The 19,755-nt window shown below is 71.2% G+C and carries 15 protein-coding genes; 11 read left to right on the top strand and 4 right to left on the bottom strand.

The window, feature by feature from the left end:
* The first annotated feature begins 1 nt into the window (after position 1).
* A complete protein-coding gene (locus tag WMF46_RS00495) occupies positions 2-4,258 on the top strand; it encodes a hypothetical protein (RefSeq protein ID WP_437983782.1) in 4,257 nt (1,418 codons plus the stop codon).
* A gap of 193 nt (positions 4,259-4,451) precedes the next feature.
* Positions 4,452-5,318, top strand: coding sequence for an Hsp33 family molecular chaperone HslO (locus WMF46_RS00490; protein WP_437983781.1), 867 nt, complete (start codon positions 4,452-4,454; stop codon positions 5,316-5,318).
* A gap of 41 nt (positions 5,319-5,359) precedes the next feature.
* Here WMF46_RS00490 and WMF46_RS00485 read toward each other — a convergent pair whose 3' ends face one another.
* Entirely contained in the window at positions 5,360-5,995 is a 636-nt protein-coding gene (locus WMF46_RS00485; RefSeq protein WP_437983780.1) for a TetR/AcrR family transcriptional regulator, read from the bottom strand.
* A gap of 68 nt (positions 5,996-6,063) precedes the next feature.
* The gene (locus WMF46_RS00480; protein ID WP_437983779.1) at positions 6,064-7,698 is read right to left on the bottom strand and encodes an FAD-dependent monooxygenase; all 1,635 of its coding nucleotides are present in this window, start codon (positions 7,696-7,698) and stop codon (positions 6,064-6,066) included.
* Between the two features lie 468 nt (positions 7,699-8,166).
* Here WMF46_RS00480 and WMF46_RS00475 point away from each other — a divergent pair, with 468 nt between their 5' ends.
* Positions 8,167-8,631, top strand: coding sequence for an SRPBCC family protein (locus WMF46_RS00475; protein WP_437983778.1), 465 nt, complete (start codon positions 8,167-8,169; stop codon positions 8,629-8,631).
* Positions 8,632-8,669: 38 nt separating this feature from the next.
* Positions 8,670-8,876 carry a hypothetical protein gene (locus WMF46_RS00470; protein ID WP_437983777.1) on the top strand — a complete coding sequence of 69 codons (207 nt, stop codon included), beginning with the start codon at positions 8,670-8,672 and terminating at the stop codon, positions 8,874-8,876.
* Between the two features lie 209 nt (positions 8,877-9,085).
* Here the strand turns inward: WMF46_RS00470 and WMF46_RS00465 are convergent, their stop codons facing one another.
* The gene (locus tag WMF46_RS00465) at positions 9,086-9,877 is read right to left on the bottom strand and encodes a hypothetical protein (RefSeq protein ID WP_437983776.1); all 792 of its coding nucleotides are present in this window, start codon (positions 9,875-9,877) and stop codon (positions 9,086-9,088) included.
* Here WMF46_RS00465 and WMF46_RS00460 point away from each other — a divergent pair.
* Together WMF46_RS00460 and WMF46_RS00455 are read left to right on the top strand one after the other, a co-directional pair.
* Complete coding sequence (locus WMF46_RS00460) at positions 9,876-10,298, top strand: cellulose binding domain-containing protein (RefSeq protein WP_437983775.1); 423 nt, start codon at positions 9,876-9,878, stop codon at positions 10,296-10,298. The genes WMF46_RS00465 and WMF46_RS00460 overlap by 2 nt on opposite strands.
* A 462-nt stretch (positions 10,299-10,760) precedes the next feature.
* Positions 10,761-11,897, top strand: coding sequence for a PLP-dependent aminotransferase family protein (locus WMF46_RS00455; RefSeq protein WP_437983774.1), 1,137 nt, complete (start codon positions 10,761-10,763; stop codon positions 11,895-11,897).
* 170 nt (positions 11,898-12,067) lie between these two features.
* On the opposite strand, the gene WMF46_RS00450 is transcribed toward WMF46_RS00455, so the two are convergent.
* The gene (locus WMF46_RS00450) at positions 12,068-12,808 is read right to left on the bottom strand and encodes a hypothetical protein (RefSeq protein WP_437762269.1); all 741 of its coding nucleotides are present in this window, start codon (positions 12,806-12,808) and stop codon (positions 12,068-12,070) included.
* Between the two features lie 280 nt (positions 12,809-13,088).
* Here WMF46_RS00450 and WMF46_RS00445 point away from each other — a divergent pair, with 280 nt between their 5' ends.
* The 5 genes from WMF46_RS00445 to WMF46_RS00425 all read left to right on the top strand — a co-directional run bounded on the left by WMF46_RS00445 (position 13,089) and on the right by WMF46_RS00425 (position 19,744).
* Entirely contained in the window at positions 13,089-13,763 is a 675-nt protein-coding gene (locus WMF46_RS00445) for a dienelactone hydrolase family protein (protein ID WP_437983773.1), read from the top strand.
* 124 nt (positions 13,764-13,887) lie between these two features.
* Complete coding sequence (locus WMF46_RS00440) at positions 13,888-15,243, top strand: cyclic nucleotide-binding domain-containing protein (protein ID WP_437983772.1); 1,356 nt, start codon at positions 13,888-13,890, stop codon at positions 15,241-15,243.
* Positions 15,244-15,519: 276 nt separating this feature from the next.
* Complete coding sequence (locus WMF46_RS00435; RefSeq protein WP_437983771.1) at positions 15,520-17,058, top strand: protein kinase domain-containing protein; 1,539 nt, start codon at positions 15,520-15,522, stop codon at positions 17,056-17,058.
* Between the two features lie 8 nt (positions 17,059-17,066).
* Entirely contained in the window at positions 17,067-18,065 is a 999-nt protein-coding gene (locus WMF46_RS00430) for a tetratricopeptide repeat protein (RefSeq protein ID WP_437983770.1), read from the top strand.
* Entirely contained in the window at positions 18,065-19,744 is a 1,680-nt protein-coding gene (locus WMF46_RS00425) for an SBBP repeat-containing protein (RefSeq protein WP_437983769.1), read from the top strand. The genes WMF46_RS00430 and WMF46_RS00425 overlap by 1 nt, the downstream gene beginning before the upstream one ends.
* Positions 19,745-19,755: the final 11 nt, after the last annotated feature.

Raw genomic sequence — 19,755 nt, 5'->3', positions numbered from 1 at the left:
GATGGCAAAGCGATTGGCATTCACGGGGCTCACAAGCGCCGCGCTGCTCGGGGCGCTCTCTGGGACCGCGAGCGCGGCTCCAGCGATCCCGCGGGTCCAGGTGGCGCAGCGCGGTGATTTCGTCCTCATCGGCAACACGCTCGCGCACGACTGCGCGTCGTCCACGCCCACGCCGCTGGTGGGTTCGGTCGGGACGTGCGGCACGGCCGCGACGCTGGGAGACTCGGCGCCCGATATCTACTGGAGGTCCGACAGCCCGCTCGCCGGGCAGGCCGAGGCGAACAACAACATCGCTCCCTCGGCGGCCCGCAGCACCGCGGTCCTCAACCTCCCCCCGGGCGCGCGGGTGACCCACGCGTACCTCTACTGGACGGCGAGCCACGACATCGACATCGCGACCGATGTCAGCGTGACCCTGGACCGGCCTGGCGTCTTCTCTTCCAACGTGACCGGTGAGGTCTCGGGCCTGACGGAGATCTTGGGACTCGCCCACGTCCAGACGTTCGCCAACGTCACCTCGATCGTGCAGCTGCGCGGCGCGGGGGCGTATCGCCTGAGCGGGATCTCCAACGGGACCGCGCTGAACGGCGCGAGCCTGCAGATCGCGTTGGCCGGGTGGTGGATGGTCGTGTTCTACGAGCTGACGACCGCGCCCGCGCGGAACCTCGCGATCTTCGACGGGATGGATCAGGTGGTCGACGGCACGCCGGTGAGCTCGACGATCTCGGGGTTCGTCGTCCCGACGGGCGCGGGCCAGGCGAAGGTCGGCATCATCGGGTACGACGGGGACAGCTCGACCGGCGACGCGATCGCGTGGAACGGGACCGCGCTGTTCGACGAGCTCAACCCGGCAAACAACTTCTTCAACAGCACCCGCTCCTTCCTCGGCGCGCCGATGTCCTCGGTGGGCGATCTGCCCAGGCTCACCGGCATGGCGCAGAGCATGAGCGGCATCGACATCGACGTGACGCAGGTGCCGGCCGCGCTGCTCACGGCCGGCTCCACGCAGGCCGAGTTCAGAGCGTCCGTCAACGGCACCCGCAGCTACCTGCTCGGCGGCCTCATCACGTCGATTCCGACGCGCCTGCCGGATCTCTCCACGTCGACCAAGTCGGTCCTCGACCTCAACGGCGGCGGCGTGACGCCTGGCGACACGCTCGAATACACGATCCTCGTCGCCAACACCGGGGATGACAACGCCGCGGCGGTCGTGCTGAACGACGCGCTGCCCGCCGGGGTCACCTTCGTGCCGGGCTCGATCGAGATCGCCTCGGGCCCGAACATGGGCGGCGTGACCGACGCGCCCGGCGACGACGAGGGCGAGTACGACGCCGACATGCGGAAGATCAGCGTCCGGCTCGGCGACGGCGCCAACGCGGCCCAGGGCGGGTCGCTCGGCGTCAGCGAGACCACGACGGTGCGGTTCCGCGTGACCATCGAGGCGGGCACGGACGGCAAGATCGCGAACCAGGCCACCATCACCGGGCAGAGCCCCGTGAGAGGCGCCCCCCAGGACTACCCGACGGACGGCAACGGCGCGGAGCCGGGCACGCCGCCCACGGAGATCCTCGTCGACAGCGACGGCGACGGGCTGAGCGACGGCGCCGAGAACGGCGCTGGCACGGACCCGAACGACGCCGACACGGACGACGACGGCGTGAGCGACGGCGACGAGCAGCTCTGGGATCGCGACACCGACGGCGATGGCCTCGTCAACGCGCGGGACGTCGACAGCGACGACGACGGGCTGCTCGACGCGACGGAGATCGGCTTGACGGACTGCGATGGTCCGGGGACGGACGCGCTGGCGGGGCACTGCGTGCCCGACGGCGACGCCGGGGCGACGACAACCGACCCGCTCGACGCGGACACCGACAACGGCGGCGTGCTCGACGGCTCGGAGGACGTCAACCTGAACGGCGTGCTCGACGCGGGCGAGAGCGACCCGGCGGCCGGGCACGGCGCCGACGACCAGCGCGCCGACGCCGACGACGACGGGCTCGGCGACGATCTCGAGGGGACGCTCGGCACCGATCCGAACGACGCCGACAGCGACGACGACGGCGTGCGCGACGGCGACGAGCCGAACCCGACGGACGACAACGACGGCGACGGGCTGATCAACCCGCTCGACGTCGACAGCGACAACGACGGCCTCTTCGACGGGACCGAGCTCGGGCTCGGCTGCGACGGCCCGGGCACCGACGCGACGGCGGGCAACTGCGTTGCCGACGGCGACGCGGGCGCCACGAGGACGTCGCCGCTCGAGGCCGACACGGATCGCGGCGGCGCGAGCGACGGCTCCGAGGACGTCAACCTGAACGGCGTGCTCGACGCGGGCGAGACCGACCCCCGTTCCGGTCATGGAGACGACGATCGGGAGAACACGGACACCGACGACGACGGGCTGAGCGATGATCTCGAGGTCGCGCTCGGCACGGACCCGAACGACGCCGACACCGACGGTGACGGTGTCCGCGACGGGCTCGAGCCGAACCCGGCGGACGATACCGACAGCGACGGGCTCCTCAACGCGCTCGACGTCGACAGCGACAACGACGGCCTCTTCGACGGGACCGAGCTCGGCCTGGGCTGCGACGGCCCTGGCACCGCGCCGTCGCGGCGCTGCGCCCCGGACGAGGACGCTGGCGCCACGAAGACGTCGCCGCTCGACGCGGACACGGACGACGGCGGCGCGAGCGACGGCTCCGAGGACGCCAACCTGAACGGCGTCGCGGACAACGGCGAGACCGAACCGACCCGCGGGCGCGGCGGCGACGACGGCGACAACGACGACGAGGACGAGGACGGGCTGAGCGACGACCTCGAGGAGACGCTGGGCACCGACCCGGACGACGCGGACTCCGACGACGACGGCGTGCAGGACGGGCAGGAGCCGAACCCGGCGGACGACGCGGACGGCGACGGGCTCATCCACCCGCTCGACGTGGACAGCGACGACGACGGCCTCTACGACGGGACCGAGCTCGGCCTTGCCTGCGACGGCCCCGGCACCGACGCGGACGCCGAGCACTGCACGGCGGACGGGGACAGCGGGGCCACGACGACGTCGGCGCTGAGCCGTGACACCGACCGGGGCGGCGCGACCGACGGCTCGGAGGACGCCAACCTGAACGGCGCGATCGAGGCCGGCGAGACCGACCCGACCGCCGGCAACGGCGCCGACGACAGCCAGAACGCCGACGGAGACGACGACGGGCTGAGCGACGATCTCGAGGTGTTCCTCGGTTCGGATCCGGAAGATCGCGACACCGACAACGACGGCCTGCTCGACGGCGAGGAGCCGAACCCCAGCGACGACGGCGACGGCGACGGCCAGGCCGACGTCCTGGACGCGGACAGCGACGGCGACGGGCTCTTCGACGGCACCGAGGCGGGGAAGGGCTGCGCCGACGCGGACACCGATGCCGCCGCCGAGAGCTGCACGCCCGACGCCGATGGCGGGACCACCACGACGAGCGTGGTGAATCCGGACACGGACCGCGGCGGCCAGAGCGACGGCGAGGAGGACCTGAACCACGACGGCAAGGTCGACGAGGGAGAGACCGATCCGAACGACGCCGGGGACGATCTCGGCGATCGCGACGGCGACGGCCTCTCGAACAGCGAGGAGACGGCGCTCGGCACCGATCCGGACGACGCCGACAGCGACGACGACGGCGCGCTCGACGGCGAGGAGGTCGAGCCCGGCGTCGACACGGACGAGGACGGGAAGATCAACGCGCTCGATCCCGACAGCGACGGGGACGGGCTCCTCGATGGGACCGAGCTGGGCAAGGGCTGCTCGCACGAGGACACCGACGCCGACGCGGCCACCTGCGTGCCGGACGGCGACGACGGGGAGACGACGACCTCGCCGACGCAGGCCGACACCGATGGCGGCGGAGCGAGCGACGGCGAGGAGGACACGGACCACGACGGGATGGTCGACGAGGGCGAGCGCGATCCGAACAACCCCGCGGACGATCAGCCCGCGGAGTGCGAGCAGGACAGCGCTTGCGACGCTGGGATGGTGTGCGACGAGGAGACGAAGGAGTGCGTCCCGGGTTGCCGCAACCCCGACAACACGATCGGCCCGTGCACCGCGCCGCTCCCCGGTGAGGGCGTCGTGGTGGAAGGCGGCGGCTGCGCCTGCACGGTGGGCGCGGAGGGCGACGGCAGCCGCTCGGCGCCGTGGGCCTTGCTCGCGGCCGGCGCCTGCGCCGCCGTGCTGCACCGGCGCCGCCGACGCAGCTGAGCTCTCCCCCCCGGGCCGCGCCCCCCCGCGCCGCGCAGGAGGGGGGCGCCTGTGCTACAAGCCAACGGAATAACTGTGCTTTTATGCGAGGCGCGCCCGCCTGCAGGGCGCCTCCGCCTGCGGCGACCGATGCGCCGCGGGTTGCCATCGGCCGTCCGTGGCCTAACGATGTTTTCCCACGGGAGAGTGCATCTTGCCCCGACCTTCTGATTCCGTCGTCCGCGCCATCACGATGGATGGCGCTTTTCGCGTCATCACGGCGCTGACCACCGAGACCGTGCGGGGGGCCATCGCAGTGCAATCTGCGACCGGCGCGACCGCGCAGCGGCTGGGAGAGCTGATCACCGGCGCCATCCTCGTGCGCGAAGCGATGGCGCCGAACCTGCGAGTCCAGGCGATCGTCAAGGGCGCGGCCGGTAACGGGAGCCTGGTGGCCGACTCGCACCCGGACGGCACGAGCCGCGGCCTGGTCAACCTGGGCAAGGGGGCCACGGCGGAGAGCGCGGTGGAGATCGGCGAAGGGTCGCTGCTTCAGGTCATGCGCACGCTGCCGAGCGGCATGCTCCACCAGGGGGTCGTCGAGATCCCGACCGAGGGCGGCATCTCCGCGGGCCTGATGACGTACATGCAGGAATCGGAGCAGGTCGTCTCGATGATCGCGGTGGCGACGCTGATCGGCGAGGACGGCGTCGGCGCTTCCGGCGGCTACCTCGTGCAGCTGCTCCCGGAGGTCGAGCGCGGTCCGCTCATGGTGATGACCGAGCGGCTCAAGGACTTCGAGCGCCTCGACGACGTGCTCGCGCACGAGGGAGCCTCGGCGGACGTGCTGCTCGGGGAGCTGCTTTACGGCATGCCGTTCTCACGGCTCGAGGACTCGCCGCTCAGCTTCAGCTGTCGCTGCAGCGAGCTCCGGGTGATGGCCACGCTGGCGAGCCTGCCGCGGAGCGACATCGAGGAGATGGTCACGGACGGGAAGGTCCTCGACATCCGCTGCGATTATTGCGGCAAGGACTACCAGGTGTCGCCGTCGCAGCTCCGCTCGCTGCTGACGACGAGCTGAGCCGCCGCGCGCCCGCGCGGCCTCCACACCCGCGCACGGGGTCACGCGGGCTCGCGGGGCGAGAGGCCGCGGATCACGAAGGTGATGACCCGCTCGATCTCCGCCTCGTCGTCCCACGCCGCGTCGGGAGCGATGTACACGCGGTGGACGATGTACCCCACGAACGTCGAGGCGACGCAGCGGAGGATGAGGGGCGGCGGCCACCCGACGATCTGCCCTTCGCGCTGGAAGTGCTCGATCAAGGTGATCCCCTTCTCGAGGAGCGGCCCGAAGACCCTGCCGGCAATGCCGAGCCGCAGCTCGGCGTCGAACGGCAGCTCCTGCGCGAGGATGCGCACCAGCTGCGGGTGCGCGCGCACGAAGGCGATGCGCTCGGCGAGGAGCGCCCGCAAGAACGCCTCGAAGGTCGGGTACGTCGCGTCGAAGAGCGGGTCCATGGACCGCGCCAGCGCGGGCCCGACGAGCCGTTCGACGGCGGGACCGATGACGCCCAGGAGGAGGTCCCGCTTGCTCGGGAAGTACTTGAAGATCGTCGCCTCGGCGACCCCTGCGCGCCGCGCGATCTCCTTGGTCGCGGTCCCGTGGAAGCCCTGCTCGGCGAAGGCGGCCACCGCAGCGTCGACGATCTTCTTCTGCGCCTCGGTCAACGTGTCGTGCGGGCGCGGGCGTCGGCTCATCGGTGTCCTCTCTCCTCGACATCTAGCAGCGCCACGCGGCGGCTCGGGCGCACTGCGGTCGGCGTGTGCTATGCGGCCTCGGCCCTGCGGGTGAAGAGCCGGTCGAGCGCCTGCCTGAGCTCGCGCTCGTCGAGCGGGTCGCAGCGCACGCCGACGTAGCCGTCCGGCCGGACGAGGACGGCGGCTGCCGCCTCGGCGCCGTACGCCGCGTGGGCGCGCCCGTCCGGATCTGCGTACCCTCCGGCCTCGGGCGCGCCGATGACCAGCACCTTGAGGTCCGGCCGGATGAGCTCCGCGGCGAGCCGCCGGACGTGCCCGTGCGCCTCGGTGTTCGCGCTGCCCTGGCGTGGACCGGCGAAGAGCAGCAGCGTGGAGTCGACGCCGCGCATCAGCTCGAACAGGTGGACCTGCTGTCCCGCCGCGCTGCGCAGCGCGGCGTCCGGCGCGCGATCTCCGGCGCGGGGCCCGCGCTCCGGCGGGTGGCCGATCTGGATGGACAGCGGGCTCTTCCGGTATCGGATCTTGAGCTGCGAGACGAACCCCAGCATCCGGCGTTGCACGGCAGCGACGCCGATGGCGCGGGTCATCAGGCGCGGCGCGACGAGGCGCAGCGCCCGGCCCATGGGACCGTGTCCGGCCATGAGCCCGAAGAGGCGGTCTGTGAAGTCGATCAGCCGGCGCGCGACGGGCAGCCGCTCCATCTCGTAGGTGTCGAGCAGCCACGCTGGCATCTTGCCCTGCTCGACGGCCGCGAGCTTCCACGCCAGGTTGTACGCGTCCTGGATTCCCGTGTTCATCCCCTGCCCGCCGGCCGGGCTGTGGATGTGCGCCGCGTCGCCGGCGAGGAACACGCGCCCCTCGCGCAGCCGCGTTGCGACGCGGTGGTGCAGCCGGTAGCGCGAGAGGACGATCGCCTTCTGTATCTTGAACGGCGTGGGGATCATCGAGCGCATCACGCCTTCGAACTCGTCGAGCGAGAGCGACGCGCCGCGCGCCGGCGACGCTTCGGGCAGGATAAGGACGATCCGGAACCGGTGGCTTCCGGGCACGGGGAAGGCCGCTGCGAGGCCCCGGCGCGAAGGGCTGATATAGATGTCGCCGTCCGGCAGCGGCCAATCGATGACGAGGTCGCCGAGCATGCAGTGATCGTCGTAGGTGTCGCCCTCGAAGGCGATGTCTGCGCCCTGGCGGACGGCGCTGCGCGCGCCGTCGCAACCGAGGAGCCACTTCGCGCGCACCACCTCGGTGTTCCCGTCGACCCTGCGGAGCGTGCATGTGACGCCGGCGCTGTCCTGGGTATAGGAAGCGAGCTCGACGCCGCGCTCGACCGTCACGCCCAGCTCCGAGAGGCGCGATCCGAGGACGCGCTCGGTGTCGAACTGCTGGATGACGAAGATGCCTGGAACGGGCGTGGAGAGCTCCGGGAAGTCGAAGATCGGCAAGCGTGCGCGCTGGCCGTTCGAGAGGAGGACGTTGAGCCCTCCGACGCGCGTGGCGTGCGCCAGCGCGGCGTCTGCGATCCCCATGCTGGTGAAGATCTCCATCGTCCGCGTCTGCACCGCGAGCGCTCGCGAGTGATCCGGCGGCGGTTCCAATGCCTTGTCCACGATGCGCACGGTGAGCCCGCGCCGAGCAAGCTCTCCGGCCATCGTCAACCCCGTCGGACCTCCACCGACGACCAGCGCATCCACAGCTTCTGTCATAGGCCGCCTCCGGATTGGTGAGTGAGCGTTCACTCACTTTATGTGAAGATCCCAGTCGGTTGGCAAGGCATCAAGGCAAACATTGTCTCACATTGACACACATCCACACGGTCAACCGCACCAAGGTTGAGCTCGCCCAGCCGTCGACTGCACCGGGGTTGAGCCGCCGACCGACCGACCGAGGTTGAGCCGACCGACCGAGGTTGAGCCGCCGACCGACCGAGGTTGAGCCGACCGACCGAGGTTGAGCCGCCGACCGACCGAGGTTGAGCCGCCGACCGACCGAGGTTGAGCCGCCAACTGGGGACGAACGATCGCCCCCTGGTTGAGGCTCAGCTCGATGCCGCAACGTTCGACAGGAACGGATCTTGAAGCCCACCACCGAACTCCCCGCCCCCCGCCCCGCCCTCGCTCGGCAGACCGCGCCTGCGTGCTCGCTCGGCGAGGTACTCGTGCGATGGTCGCCGCATGCAAGAGGTCCACGTCAACGTCTACATCCACGCCGCGGTCGAGCGGGTTTTCGATGCGGTGGCTGACCACGAACGCTTCCTGCGCTCCGGGGACGGCACCCGCACGAAGGTCGTCCGGCCAGGGCTCACCGAGCACAACGGCCTCGGCGCCCTCCGCCAGGTGCGCGTCGGGAAGCGGATCCGCTACGTCGAGGAGATCACGGCCTTCGAGCGGCCGTCCTCGTTCGACTACCAGATCATCGAGAGCACGCAGCCGCTCCGGCACCAGGGCTCGCGTCTCCGCTTCACCCCGCGCGGCGAGGGCACGGAGATCGACTGGACATCGCGCTTCGACATCCCGCTGCCGCTCGTCGGCAAGCCGCTCGGATCGCTCGCCAGGCGCATGTTCATCGCGGCGTTCACCGAACTGCTGCTCGCTGAAAAGGCGCGGCTCGAGGCCTCGCAGCCCGCGCGCGCCACGTGACCTCTCGCGCGCTCGCCGACAGGCAGCGCCTGGTCTTCATGCCCCTTCCCCTGGACGTGAACTACGGCTGGGCGGACCGATCCTCTCGCTGGAGCGCGCCGTCCACGGAGGGCACGTGCGACCCGTTCTGCGGTTCGGTGCTCTCGTTTGGCAACGGGGAGAGACCGGCGCCGTGGTCAACGCGGTTCATGGCGGACTCCGAGTTCAACCAGCCCCACGCGCCGCCTCCGCTGGAGGACGCGTAGCGCGGCCCCGTCACTTCACATGACCGGCGCCAGGGGCGCCACATGGACGCCGCTGGCGCGGTGTCCGCAAACACATGAAGCGTCGTCCAGTGCATGGCCAGCATTCATCCGCCCGATCTGAGGGCAATGCATGTAGACGAATACCCCATCATCTACGACATCGACAGAAAGTTCCCGTGGCAAGCCTCTTGCTGATACCAGGCAGTTCTCTATAAGCTGTTGACCTCAACTTCCTTCCGTTCGGCCTTCGGACTTGGTCGAGCGGTCGCAGGGGTGTTCAAGATGCGACCGATGGCAAGGTGTGCGTCGCTGCTCGGCCCGATGACCTCAGGAGCAGCTCGTATCCGGAGTTCCAGGGGAAAGGCGTCGACGAGGGCAGGAGCGCCGCCGCAGCTGGGCAGTCGAGGCAATCGGGTCAACCGAGTCAACCGATCGAGCTCCTGGCCGAAGGGAACCACCGCGCTCTGTGCCATCTCGCTCCTGGCGCTCGTGGCATGTGCCCAAGGCTCCAGCCTGGACGGCGAGAACACAGGAGGTGGGGGCGGCGCTTCCGCCAGCTCGGGTGGGGCACCTTCGTCCAGCTCAGCCGGCGCTGGCTCCACCGTGTCTGCGACGAGCAGCTCGACGAGCTCTGCAACGAGCGGCTCGTCCAGCGCTGCGGGCGAGGTCACGAGCGCGACGGTGAGCAGCTCGTCTGGCTCAGGTGGCGCCGATGGTGCCGGCGGCGCTGGGGGTCTGGGCGGCGCTGGCGGGGACGACGCTGCGAGCGCCTCGGCCAGCTCCTCGGCGAGCAGCTCCGCCAGCTCCTCGGCGAGCAGCTCCGCCAGCTCTACGACGAGCAGCGCGACCAGCTCCTCGGCGAGCAGCTCGGCCAGCTCCACGACGAGCAGCACGACAGGCACCGGCGGCGGCAGCGCCACGAGCTCCACCACCGCGAGCTCCACCACCGGCGGCGTGACCACACCGGCGCTCGAGCTGCAATATGCTTCGAGGGACACCATGTCCGAGTCCCAGCATCTGTCGTTCATGGTACAGGTCAAGAACACGGACGATGCGAGCATCGCGCTCAGCGAGCTGACGATTCGCTACTGGTTCACGGCCGACGTCGAGAAGGTGGATCTCAAGAGCATGTGCGACTTTTCGTCGATCATCGGCGGATGCGCCAACGTCACAAGGACGTTCGGCGAGGCATCGGGCACGAAGGCCGATCACTATCTCGAGCTCGGTTTCCTCGCCGCCGCAGGTAGCATCGCCCCGAACGTCACGTCCGGAAACGTGCAGATCCGCATCTACAACGGCGTCAATTACGACCGCATGACGCAGACCGACGACTACTCCTTCGGCACCAACACCGCCTTCATGCCTTTTGAGCGGGTCACCGTGTACCACGACGGCGTGCTCGCCTGGGGAACAGAGCCTTGACTGGCCACGAGAACGAGCGCTACGGCCTGCGGGAGCAAGCTCCACATCGATAGCCGCCCCGGGCGAACGTTCGCCGGACCTCGGCGTACGGTCAGCTCCGGAGATCGAACTCAGGACGGATCTCCCGCCGGCCAGGCCAGCCCGACCTGGCTCCAGGGCCTGCCGCCCTGTGCGGACGCGCGCCCCTCCACGCCCTTCGGTGCCCTGTGGCGGCCTGACTCGCCGCGCGCGCACGCCACACCCCGCAACATGCCGTTACACGCCCTGGCCCGTCCCAGGTTGCCGCGATGTAACCAATTTTCCATGGAATTCCGTCCCGTCATGAGACCCGAGCGCTTCCGCTCCATCTGGAGACGGGCAGCCCGGGCGGCACCATCCTTGAATGGCCTCGCTCGGACCCTGAACTCTATGGATGCCACCGCGCGCGCAACGCCTCCTCCCCCGTCGTCTCACACACGGCCTGTGCAGGCCCCGATCTCGCGTGATGCGCCGCGGAGCGGACCGCGGCTCGGACACGGCCTCGAGCGGTTCGACCCCCTGAAGCGGCGCGCCGCGGACACACCTGGCCTCATCAGCTTCGCGGGCGGGCTGCCCGCCCCGGGCGAGTTCCCGCGCTCGAAGCTCGCGGCCTCGTTCGTTCGCGCTCTTCAGAACCCCGGCTGCCCGGCGCTCCCGTGGTGCTGGCCCGAGGGCGACGAGGATCTCCGCGCCTGGATCGCCGGGCAGCTGCGCCGGCGCGGCGCGCAGGTGGCTCGCGACGACGTCATCGTGACCAGCGGCGCACAGCAGGCCGTGTCCCTCGCCGCGCAGCTGGTCCGCGGCGCGCGCGCCAGGATCGGCGTCGATCGCGAGAGCTCCCCCGGCGCGCTCGATCGGTTCCAGGAGCTCGGCGCGACGGTCGTCGACGGCGGCAGCAACGTCGATGCCTATTATCTCATGCCCGCCGTCTCCAATCCGCGTGGACGCACGCTGTCACGCAGCGAGCGAGCCAGGGTCCTCTCGACCCTCCGGCCCATCATCGAGGACGATGCTTACGCGGATCTGTCCTTTGACGGCGCCGCCCCGCGGCCGCTCCTGGCCGAGGCGCCCGATCGCGTCTTCCACGTCGGGACGTTCTCGAAGACGCTCTGCCCCGGCCTCCGCGTCGGCTGGCTCGTGCCCCCGCGCTCGCTCCGGGCCGAGGTCCTCCAGCTGAAGCAATCCGCCGATCAGCAGGCGGCCAGCCTGCCGCAGGCCATCCTGGAAGACTACCTCCGCACGGAGGACTTCGATCAGCGGCTCGTGCGCCTGCGGGAGTTCTACGGTCGCCGCGCCGCCCGCATGGAGCGGGCGCTCCGAAAGCACCTGCCCGGCTGGCGGTTCGATCCCCCCGTCGGCGGCTTCGCGATCTGGGTAGAGCCCGACGCCGAGCCGAACGAGGCCTTCTTCCTGGCCGCCGCCATCGAGCACGGCGTCGCCTTCGACCCGGGCTCGCTGTTCCGGGCTCACGGCGCCGTGAGCCCGTTCGCCCTCCGGCTCTGCTTCTCCTCGGTGGCGTGCGACGAGGACCTGGACGAGGGCGTGCGTCGCCTCGCGCGGTGCTGGGCCGAGGTCGCGTAGCCTCTCCGGCGGGCGCCGATTCACGAAAGCGCTCTGCACGACCTCTCTCCTTCAACTCCCTCTCTCCTTCAACTCCCTCTCTCCTTCACTCCCTTTCTGCCCTCTTCTCCTCTCGCAACACCGCGGCGGCCGCCTGCGCGCACGGCGCCGGCCCCGCGCAGGGCGCGGCCTTACTGCGCCAGCGGGCCGCCTGGCTTGTGCGGGACGGGCGGACGGCGATCGAGCAGCTCCCGCGCCGCGGCCCGGACGACCGCGGGCACGTCCGCCGCCGCCGCGAGCCGCAGGAGCTCGGGCCGCAGGAGGAGGCGCACCATGGGCACCGCGATCTCCTGCGGCGCGCCCGGGTTCTGCACGATCGCCATGCGCACCCGCGCGCGCTGCGGCCACTCGGGGTGCTTCGCGATCTCCGTCAGGACCTCCGCGTTCGCCGGGCGGCGCGCCGCGAGGCGGACGACGTCATCCTCGGTCAGGCGCGGGTTGGCGAGCAGGTTGCGGATGACCAGCGGGTGCGGGTCCCGGAGCAGGGCGTCGAAGGCCGCGCGGGTCGGCCGCCGGGCCAGCGCGCGCCGCTCGCCGAGCGTGAGCGCGCGACCGGCGCTCGACGTGGCGAGGAGCCGCTCGTCGGGCGCCGGCGAGGCCGGCTGCGCCTCGGGCCGCCGCGCTTTGCGGCGCAGGAGGCGCGAGAGCGGCAGCAGGGCATGGGAGGACGCGAGCTCGCGGAGCTGCTCGACGCGCTCCGAGAGCGCAGGATCCACGAGGACCGGCACGACGGCGCCCAGCACGTCGCGCGCGAGGGGGTTGGCCTGCTCGGCGTCGCGGCAGAGGTCGTCGAGCGCGCGGGCGACGGAGGGGAGATCGGCGCGCAGCACCTCGCTCCGCAGGAACGCGACCCGCAGCCGGAGCTCCTTCAAGGACGAGACGGCTCGCCTCCATCGTCCCGCCAGCGCATCCACGCCGTCAATCTACATCGCCGGCGTCCCGGCGTGGAGCGCATGCCAGGCAGTTTGCGCTACGCAACGTGCGCGGGGCGGTTATCCTGCGCCGCGCCATGAGGGGACGGCGCAGCCGATCCCCGATTGCTGACGGGGACGGCGCAGCCGATCCCCGATTGCTGACGGGGACGGCGCAGCCGATCCCCGATTGCTGACGAGGACGGCGCAGCCCATCCCCGTCTCGAAAGGGAGGAGTCGCATGTCCGAAAAGGTTTCGTTCCCCGCGAAGGACGGGTCGTCGGCGACCGGCGAGATCGTCTGGCCGAAGCAGGGGGACAAGTCGCCTGCCGTCGTCCTGATCCAGGAGTGGTGGGGTGTGAACGACCACATCCGCTCCCTGCTCGACCGGCTCGCCGCCGCCGGGTTCATCGCCCTCGCGCCCGACCTCTACCACGGCAAGACCACCAAGGACCCCACCGAGGCCAACCGGCTGATGACCGAGCTCGACAAGCCGCGCGCCCTCGAGGAGATCGCCGGCGCCGCCCGCTTCCTGTCGGCGCACGAGCGGTCGACCGGCAAGGTCGGCGTCATCGGGTTCTGCATGGGCGGCGCGCTGAGCTTCGCCGCCGCCGCGACGATCCCCGAGCTCGCGGCCGTGGTGCCTTTCTACGGCGTCCCGAGCCCCGCGCCCGACTACACGCGCGTCAAGGCGCCGATCCTCGCCCACTTCGCCGCGCGCGACGGCTGGGCGACGCCGGCCGCCGCCGAGGCGATCCAGAAGGAGCTCGCCGCCCGCGGCCAATCCATGGAGCTCCACGTCTATGACGCCGACCACGCGTTCGCGAACGACACGCGCCCCGAGGTCTACGTCCCCGAGGCCGCGAAGCTCGCGTGGGAGCGGAGCATCGCGTTCCTGAAGCAGCACCTCGCCTGAGCACGACGCCTCGGTCCTTCCCGGGGTAATCCGCGCAGGGCGCGGAGGGCGCGCGGGGGCGTGCGTGCCGTCAACCGGGCGCGTTCTTTGCCGCCGCGCAATGAACCCTGATATACACGCTTACATGGCCCTCCCCCCGGTACTCCCGGGCTCGATCCAGCAGGCGGAGTCGCCGATCGACCGCGCGCTCTCGCTGGCGCTCGCGGGAGAGCGGGACGCCGCGCTGCGCTGGGCCGCTGCGCTGGTCCGGCACGACCCGACGATGCCGTCGGCGCTCTGCCTCTGCGGGCGCCTCCTCGGCGAGCTGAACCGGCACGAGGCCGCGCGCGAGGCGTGCTCCACCGCGATCGCCCGCGCGATCGACCTCGAGAACCTGCCGCTCGCCGTGGCGGCCGCGCGCGAGAGCGAGCGCTTCGGCGGCGATGCCGGGCCCGGGCTCGACCTGATCGCCGAGGCGTTCTGCCGGGACTCGCCGCGGCTCGGCGAGGGCGCGCCGCCGCCGCCGCCCCTGCCGGCCGCCGAGGCGTTCCAGCCGCTCGCCTCCGTGCTGACCGGCGCGCTCCTGCTCAACAAGGCGACGGAGATCCTCCACGACGCCACGCGCAGGCTGGCCGCCCAGGCCGATCACCCCGGGATCGCGCCCCAGCCGGTCTTCTCGTCCGTCGGGCGCGACGCGCTCCGCGCCCTGTGCGCCGCCTTCACGCCCATCTGGGTGGCGGCGGGGACGACCGTGATCGAGCAGGGCGCCGCGCGCAGCGAGGCCTACTTCGTCGCGCGCGGGGAGCTCGAGGCGCGGCGCCGGCGCGGGGACGAGGAGATCCTCCTCGCCCGGCTCGCGAACGGCGCCATGTTCGGCGAGATGGCGCTGCTCTCCCGGGCCCCGCGCACCGGGAGCGTCATCGCCACGCGGCCCTCCATCGTGCTCGAGGTGAAGCGCGACGCGATCGACGACATCGCGCAGCGCGAGCCCGAGGTGGGCCTGGAGCTCGCGGCCTACTGCCGGGACCGCATGGTGGAGAACCTCGTCCGGATGAGCGACGTGCTCCGCGTCGTGCCCGAGGCCAACAGGCCCGCGCTCGTGAAGCGGTTCCGCACGCGCACGTTCGAGAAGAACGAGCGGCTGCTCGTCCAGGATGAGCGGCCCCCCGGCCTGTTCCTCATCGCCTCCGGAGAGGTCGCCGTCGTCCGGCGCGACGCGGCGGACGACGCCCGCGGCGAGCCGCTCGTGCTCTCGACGCTCGGCCCCGGCGACGTCGCCGGCGAGATCGCGATGGTCCTCCGCCGCCCGGCGAACGCGGATGTGATCGCCGTTCACCCCACCGTGACGCTGTACCTGCCGGCCACCGAGTTCATGGGTCTGGTCGAGGATCACCCGGCCGTGCTGGCGCAACTCTACAAGCTCGCCGTCCAGCGCGACGATGAGACCACGAGCATCATGGCCGAGGAGGTCTCCGTGGCCGAGGACTTCGTGTTGATCTAGGGTACCGAGCCGATCGAAAAATTGACGAAACGAACCACGGATGCGCCGAGGTTTTGTTGTTGTCGCTTCTGTGTCTCTGTGGTTCAAACTCTCTCTCGCGCGGCGTTTCAACCTGTTCGGTGCTCTGGCGACGCCCTGCGAGCACGCGGCGGGTGCACCGATTGACGCTCCGCGCCACGCCCCGTAGACTTTCAGTCTACCCGTTGTTGTTGTTGACCAGCACTGAACAACCACCAGCGTAGGGAAGGCCACGCGCGCTCCACAGGTCCTGCGACAATGACGACGAACGCGTTCGGGCTGGAGGGACAGGTGCTGGTCGGCCGTTATCGGCTGCTCCGCCCTCTCAGCTCGGGCAGCATGGGCACCGTCTGGCGCGCGGACGATCTCACGCTGGGCTCGCCGGTCGCGATCAAGATGCTCGGGCCTCTCTATGCGAAGGACGAGACGGTCCGCGCGCGCTTCTACCAGGAGGCGCAGGCGGCGGCGGCGCTCCGCAGCCCGAACGTCGTGCAGATCCTCGATCACGGCGTCGAGAACGACGTCCCCTTCATCGCGATGGAGCTCCTCGAGGGCGAGGACCTCGCGCACCGGCTCGAGCGTGTCGGCGCGCTCGATCCGGCCGATACGGCGCGCATCTTCGCCGACGTCGCGCGCGCCGTGCGCAAGGCCCACGACGCCGGCATCGTCCACCGCGACCTCAAGCCCGACAACATCTTCCTCGCCCGCGACGACGACCGGGAGGTGGCCAAGGTCCTCGATTTTGGCGTCGCCAAGACGCGCATGTCCGGCAAAGAGGGCATCGGGACGCAGGCTGGCGTGCTGATCGGGACGCTGCCGTACATGAGCCCTGAGCAGGCGCAGGGCGCGACCGTCGATTACCGGTCGGACCTCTGGGCGCTCGGGGTGATCGCGTTCGAATGCGTGTGCGGCCGGGCTGCGATCACGGCCGAGGCGCCTGGCGCGATGATCCTCGAGATATGCAGTGATCCGCTGCCTGTCCCCTCGAAGGTGGCGTCTGTGCCCGTGCCGCCGGCGTTCGATGAGTGGTTCATGCAGGCGTGCAGCCGTGACCCGAACGGGCGGTTCGCCTCGGCGACGGCGATGGTCGACGCGCTGCGCGACGCGCTCTTGCCGCCCAGCGACGCGCAGGACGGCGGGCGGGCCTCGGCGAGCTCGATCCCCGGGGGCGCGGGCACCACGTCGCCCTCCGTCCCGCCGCTCTCCGCCGCGCCGCTCTCCGCTGCGCCGCTCTCCGCCGCGCCGCTCTCCGGTCCGCCGATCTCCACCTCCCCGCTCTCCGTCTCGCCGGAAGGGAGCGTCGCCTCGCCGCCGGGCCTCTACGATGAGGCCGGGGCCGACTCGAGACCTCGCCGCAGGATGCCGATCCCGGCCGTCGCGCTCGGCCTCGCGGCTTCGGTCCTCGGCGGGGTGCTCTTCATCGGCTGGCGCGCGCTCGGGGACGACCCGATCCCGCACGCACCGCCGCCGTCCGGCGCGGCCTCGCCGCCGGTGACGCTCGAGACACCGCCTGTCGCCGCCCCCGCGAACAATCCGCCGGCGGAAGCGAATTCGCCCAGGGGGGCGCCCGAGCTCGCGCCTCCCCAGGACACGACGGCCGCGGCGACCTCGACGCCTGCGCCCCGCGCCGGCTCCGCGCTGGCGACCAGCGCTCCGGCCGCGGCCGCCTCCTCCGTCCAGACGGCGCCCGCTCGCCCGGGCAGGGCCGCGTCCTCCCCCCCGCGGCCCAGGCCCTCGTCGGCGGCCCCCGCGGCCTCCAGCGCGACGCGCCCCAGGTCCGACCGCCTCGGCTTCTGAGGAGACGAATGCGCGCGCGATCGAGGGTCTCGGGCACCGCCACCATCGCGCTCGCGCTCGCGCTCGCGCTCGCGCTCGCGACCACCGCGCGGGCGGCCGACGTCGACCCTGCCACCATGAACGCCGCCCGGGCCCTCGCCGAAGAGGGCCTCGACCTCTTCGACAAGGGCCAGTACGCGGCGGCGCTCGACAAGTTCGGGCGCGCGGACCAGCTGATCCAGGCGCCGACGATCGACCTTTATGCCGCGCGGTGCCTCGAGCAGCTCGGGCGCCTCATCGAGGCCTCCGAGCGCTACTTGCAAGTGAGCCGCACCTCGCTCGACGCCTCGGCCAGCGACGTCTTCGAGGCCGCGGTCGCCGACGCCGGGAAAGCGTACGACGATCTCAAGCCCCGGATCCCGAGGCTCTCTGTGGGGGTGCGCGGCGCCCCGGAGCGCGAGGTGCAGATCACCATCGACGGCAAGCCGATGCCGCCCGCGCTGGTGGGGGTCAGCCAGCCTGTCGATCCTGGCAAGCACGTCGTCGAGGCCGCGTGGGCGGGGCGCGTCGTCCGGCGGGAGGTCGCGCTGCAGGAGCGGCAGGAGGCGGCGCTCGCGCTCGAGTTCTCCGTCGGTGTCCCCCCGCCCATCGTCCTCCCCGCGCCCGCCGGCCCGGCGCCGGGTACCACGCAGCGCGTGCTCGGCTGGACCGCCGTCGGCACGGGCGCCGCGGCGCTCGTGGTCGGTGGGATCACGTTCGGCATCACGAGCGCGCGGCGCAGCGAGCTGATCGACCTCGGGTGCACCGAAGATGTCGTGTGCCCGGACACGCCGAAGACGCGGGCCAAGCTGGGCTCGTACAACGACATGCGCCTCGTCCCTGCGCCGGCGTTCATCGTGGGCGGGGCGCTCGCCGCGGGCGGCGTCGCGCTGCTCCTCACCGCACCGTCCGCGGCGGCGAGGCCCAAGGGCGCAGCGGTCCGTCCATGGATATCGCCGTGGGGCGCCGGGATCGCGGGGGTGTTTTGATGAAACGCAACGGCTTCATGATCCTTTGCGGCGCGCTCGGCGTGTCCGGCGCGCTGGGCGGGTGCTTCGATCAAGGCGTGCTCGTGCCGGGCGCCATCAGCGGCGGCGGCGCCGCGCAAGGCGGGATGGCCGGCGTGGGCGCCGCGGGAGGCGCGGGCGGCACGGGCGGCACGGGCGGCGTCGGAGGCGCGGGCGCCGCGGGAGGTGCGGGCGGCACGGGCGGCGCGGGCGGCAGCGAGCCGTGCGATCCTTGTTATACAGGCCCCGAGTCGACAAGGGGAGTCGGCGAGTGCAAGGACGGCTGCCTGCGCGGCAGCTCGTGCGTCGACGAGGTGCTCCCCAAGACCGAGGTCTGTACGACGAAGGCGAATGACGAGAACTGCGATCGTGTGGCGGAGTGCACCGGAACGCACGAGTGGAGCACCCAGCTCGGAGTGAACGGCGAGCAGATCGGTCATGACGTCACCTTCGACAGGGAAGGAAACCTCCTGATCGCGGGTGCCTTCAGCAACAGCCTGGATTCCGTCGGCAGCCAGGGAGCGAACGACGGCTTCGTCGTCAAGCTCGCTCCTGGCGGCGCGACGGAATGGCCGAAAGCGTTCGGGGGGAACGGCTCGGACTTTTGCAATCGCGTGGCGCTCGACAAGAAAGGCGGCGTGATCCTGGCCGGGACCTTCGAAAACACGCTTAACTTCGACGGGACGCCGCTCACGAGCCAAGGCAGCTCGGACGTGTTCGTGGCGAAGCTCGACGCAGAGGGCCGCCTGGACTGGATCAAGACCATCGCCGGTCCGAGCGTCGATAGAGTTTACGGGCTCGCGGTGGATTCGGACGACAACATCGTCGTCGCTGGCAGCTTCACCGACCGGGCCGACGTGCTGGGCAGGGACCACCTGACGAGCGAAGGTGGAGAGGACATCTTCGTCGCGAAGATGGACGCCCTCGGCAACCTCGCCTGGAGCAGGAACTTTGGCGATACGACCGCCGAGGTCGCGAACGACGCTGCCGTCACGCCCGACGGAGGCGTGGTCCTGGTCGGCCGCATCGCGGGCAGGGTGTACTTCGGGACGACGCTCCTCAATGCTCAGGGCGACGACGCCTTCATTGCGAAGCTCGCCGGGGACGGGACGCCGCTCTGGGCCAAGATCTTCGGCGACACCATGAGCCAGGAATTTACGGCGGTCGCGGTGCACGCGGAGGGGGACATCGTCGTCGCGGGAAGCACCGGGGGAACGATCAATTTCGACGGAGCGCCGCGGAGATACGTCGGAGGAAAGGACGCGGTCGTCGCCGCCTTCAACGCGGACGGCAAGCACCTCTGGAACCGTCTGTACGGGGATGAGGAAGATCAGAGGGCGCTGGGGGTGGCGGTCGACCAGGCGGGCAACGTCATCGTGGTCGGAGAGTTCGAGAGCTCCATCGACTTCGGCGCCCCGAGCCCGAGGCTCCAGTCCCTCGGCGGCAACGACGCCTTCTTCGCGAAGCTCGCACCGAACGGCGATACGGCCTGGGCCAAATCGTTCGGCGACGCGGCGGAGCAGCGCGCCCGGGCCGTCGCCGTGGATGAGCTGGGGGCCATCGCGCTGACGGGCAGCTTCAGCGGCAGGATCGATCTCGGGGGGGACCCCATGATGAGCTCCGGGGGCGCCGACGCCTTCGTCGCCAAACTGCAGCCCTGACGGCCACCTCG

This window comes from Sorangium sp. So ce117 (assembly GCF_051524395.1).
In the GTDB taxonomy this organism is placed as follows: domain Bacteria; phylum Myxococcota_A; class Polyangia; order Polyangiales; family Polyangiaceae; genus Sorangium; species Sorangium cellulosum_B.
Note: the sequence above shows the minus strand (reverse complement) of the source record. Positions and strands in the feature narration are given on the sequence as shown.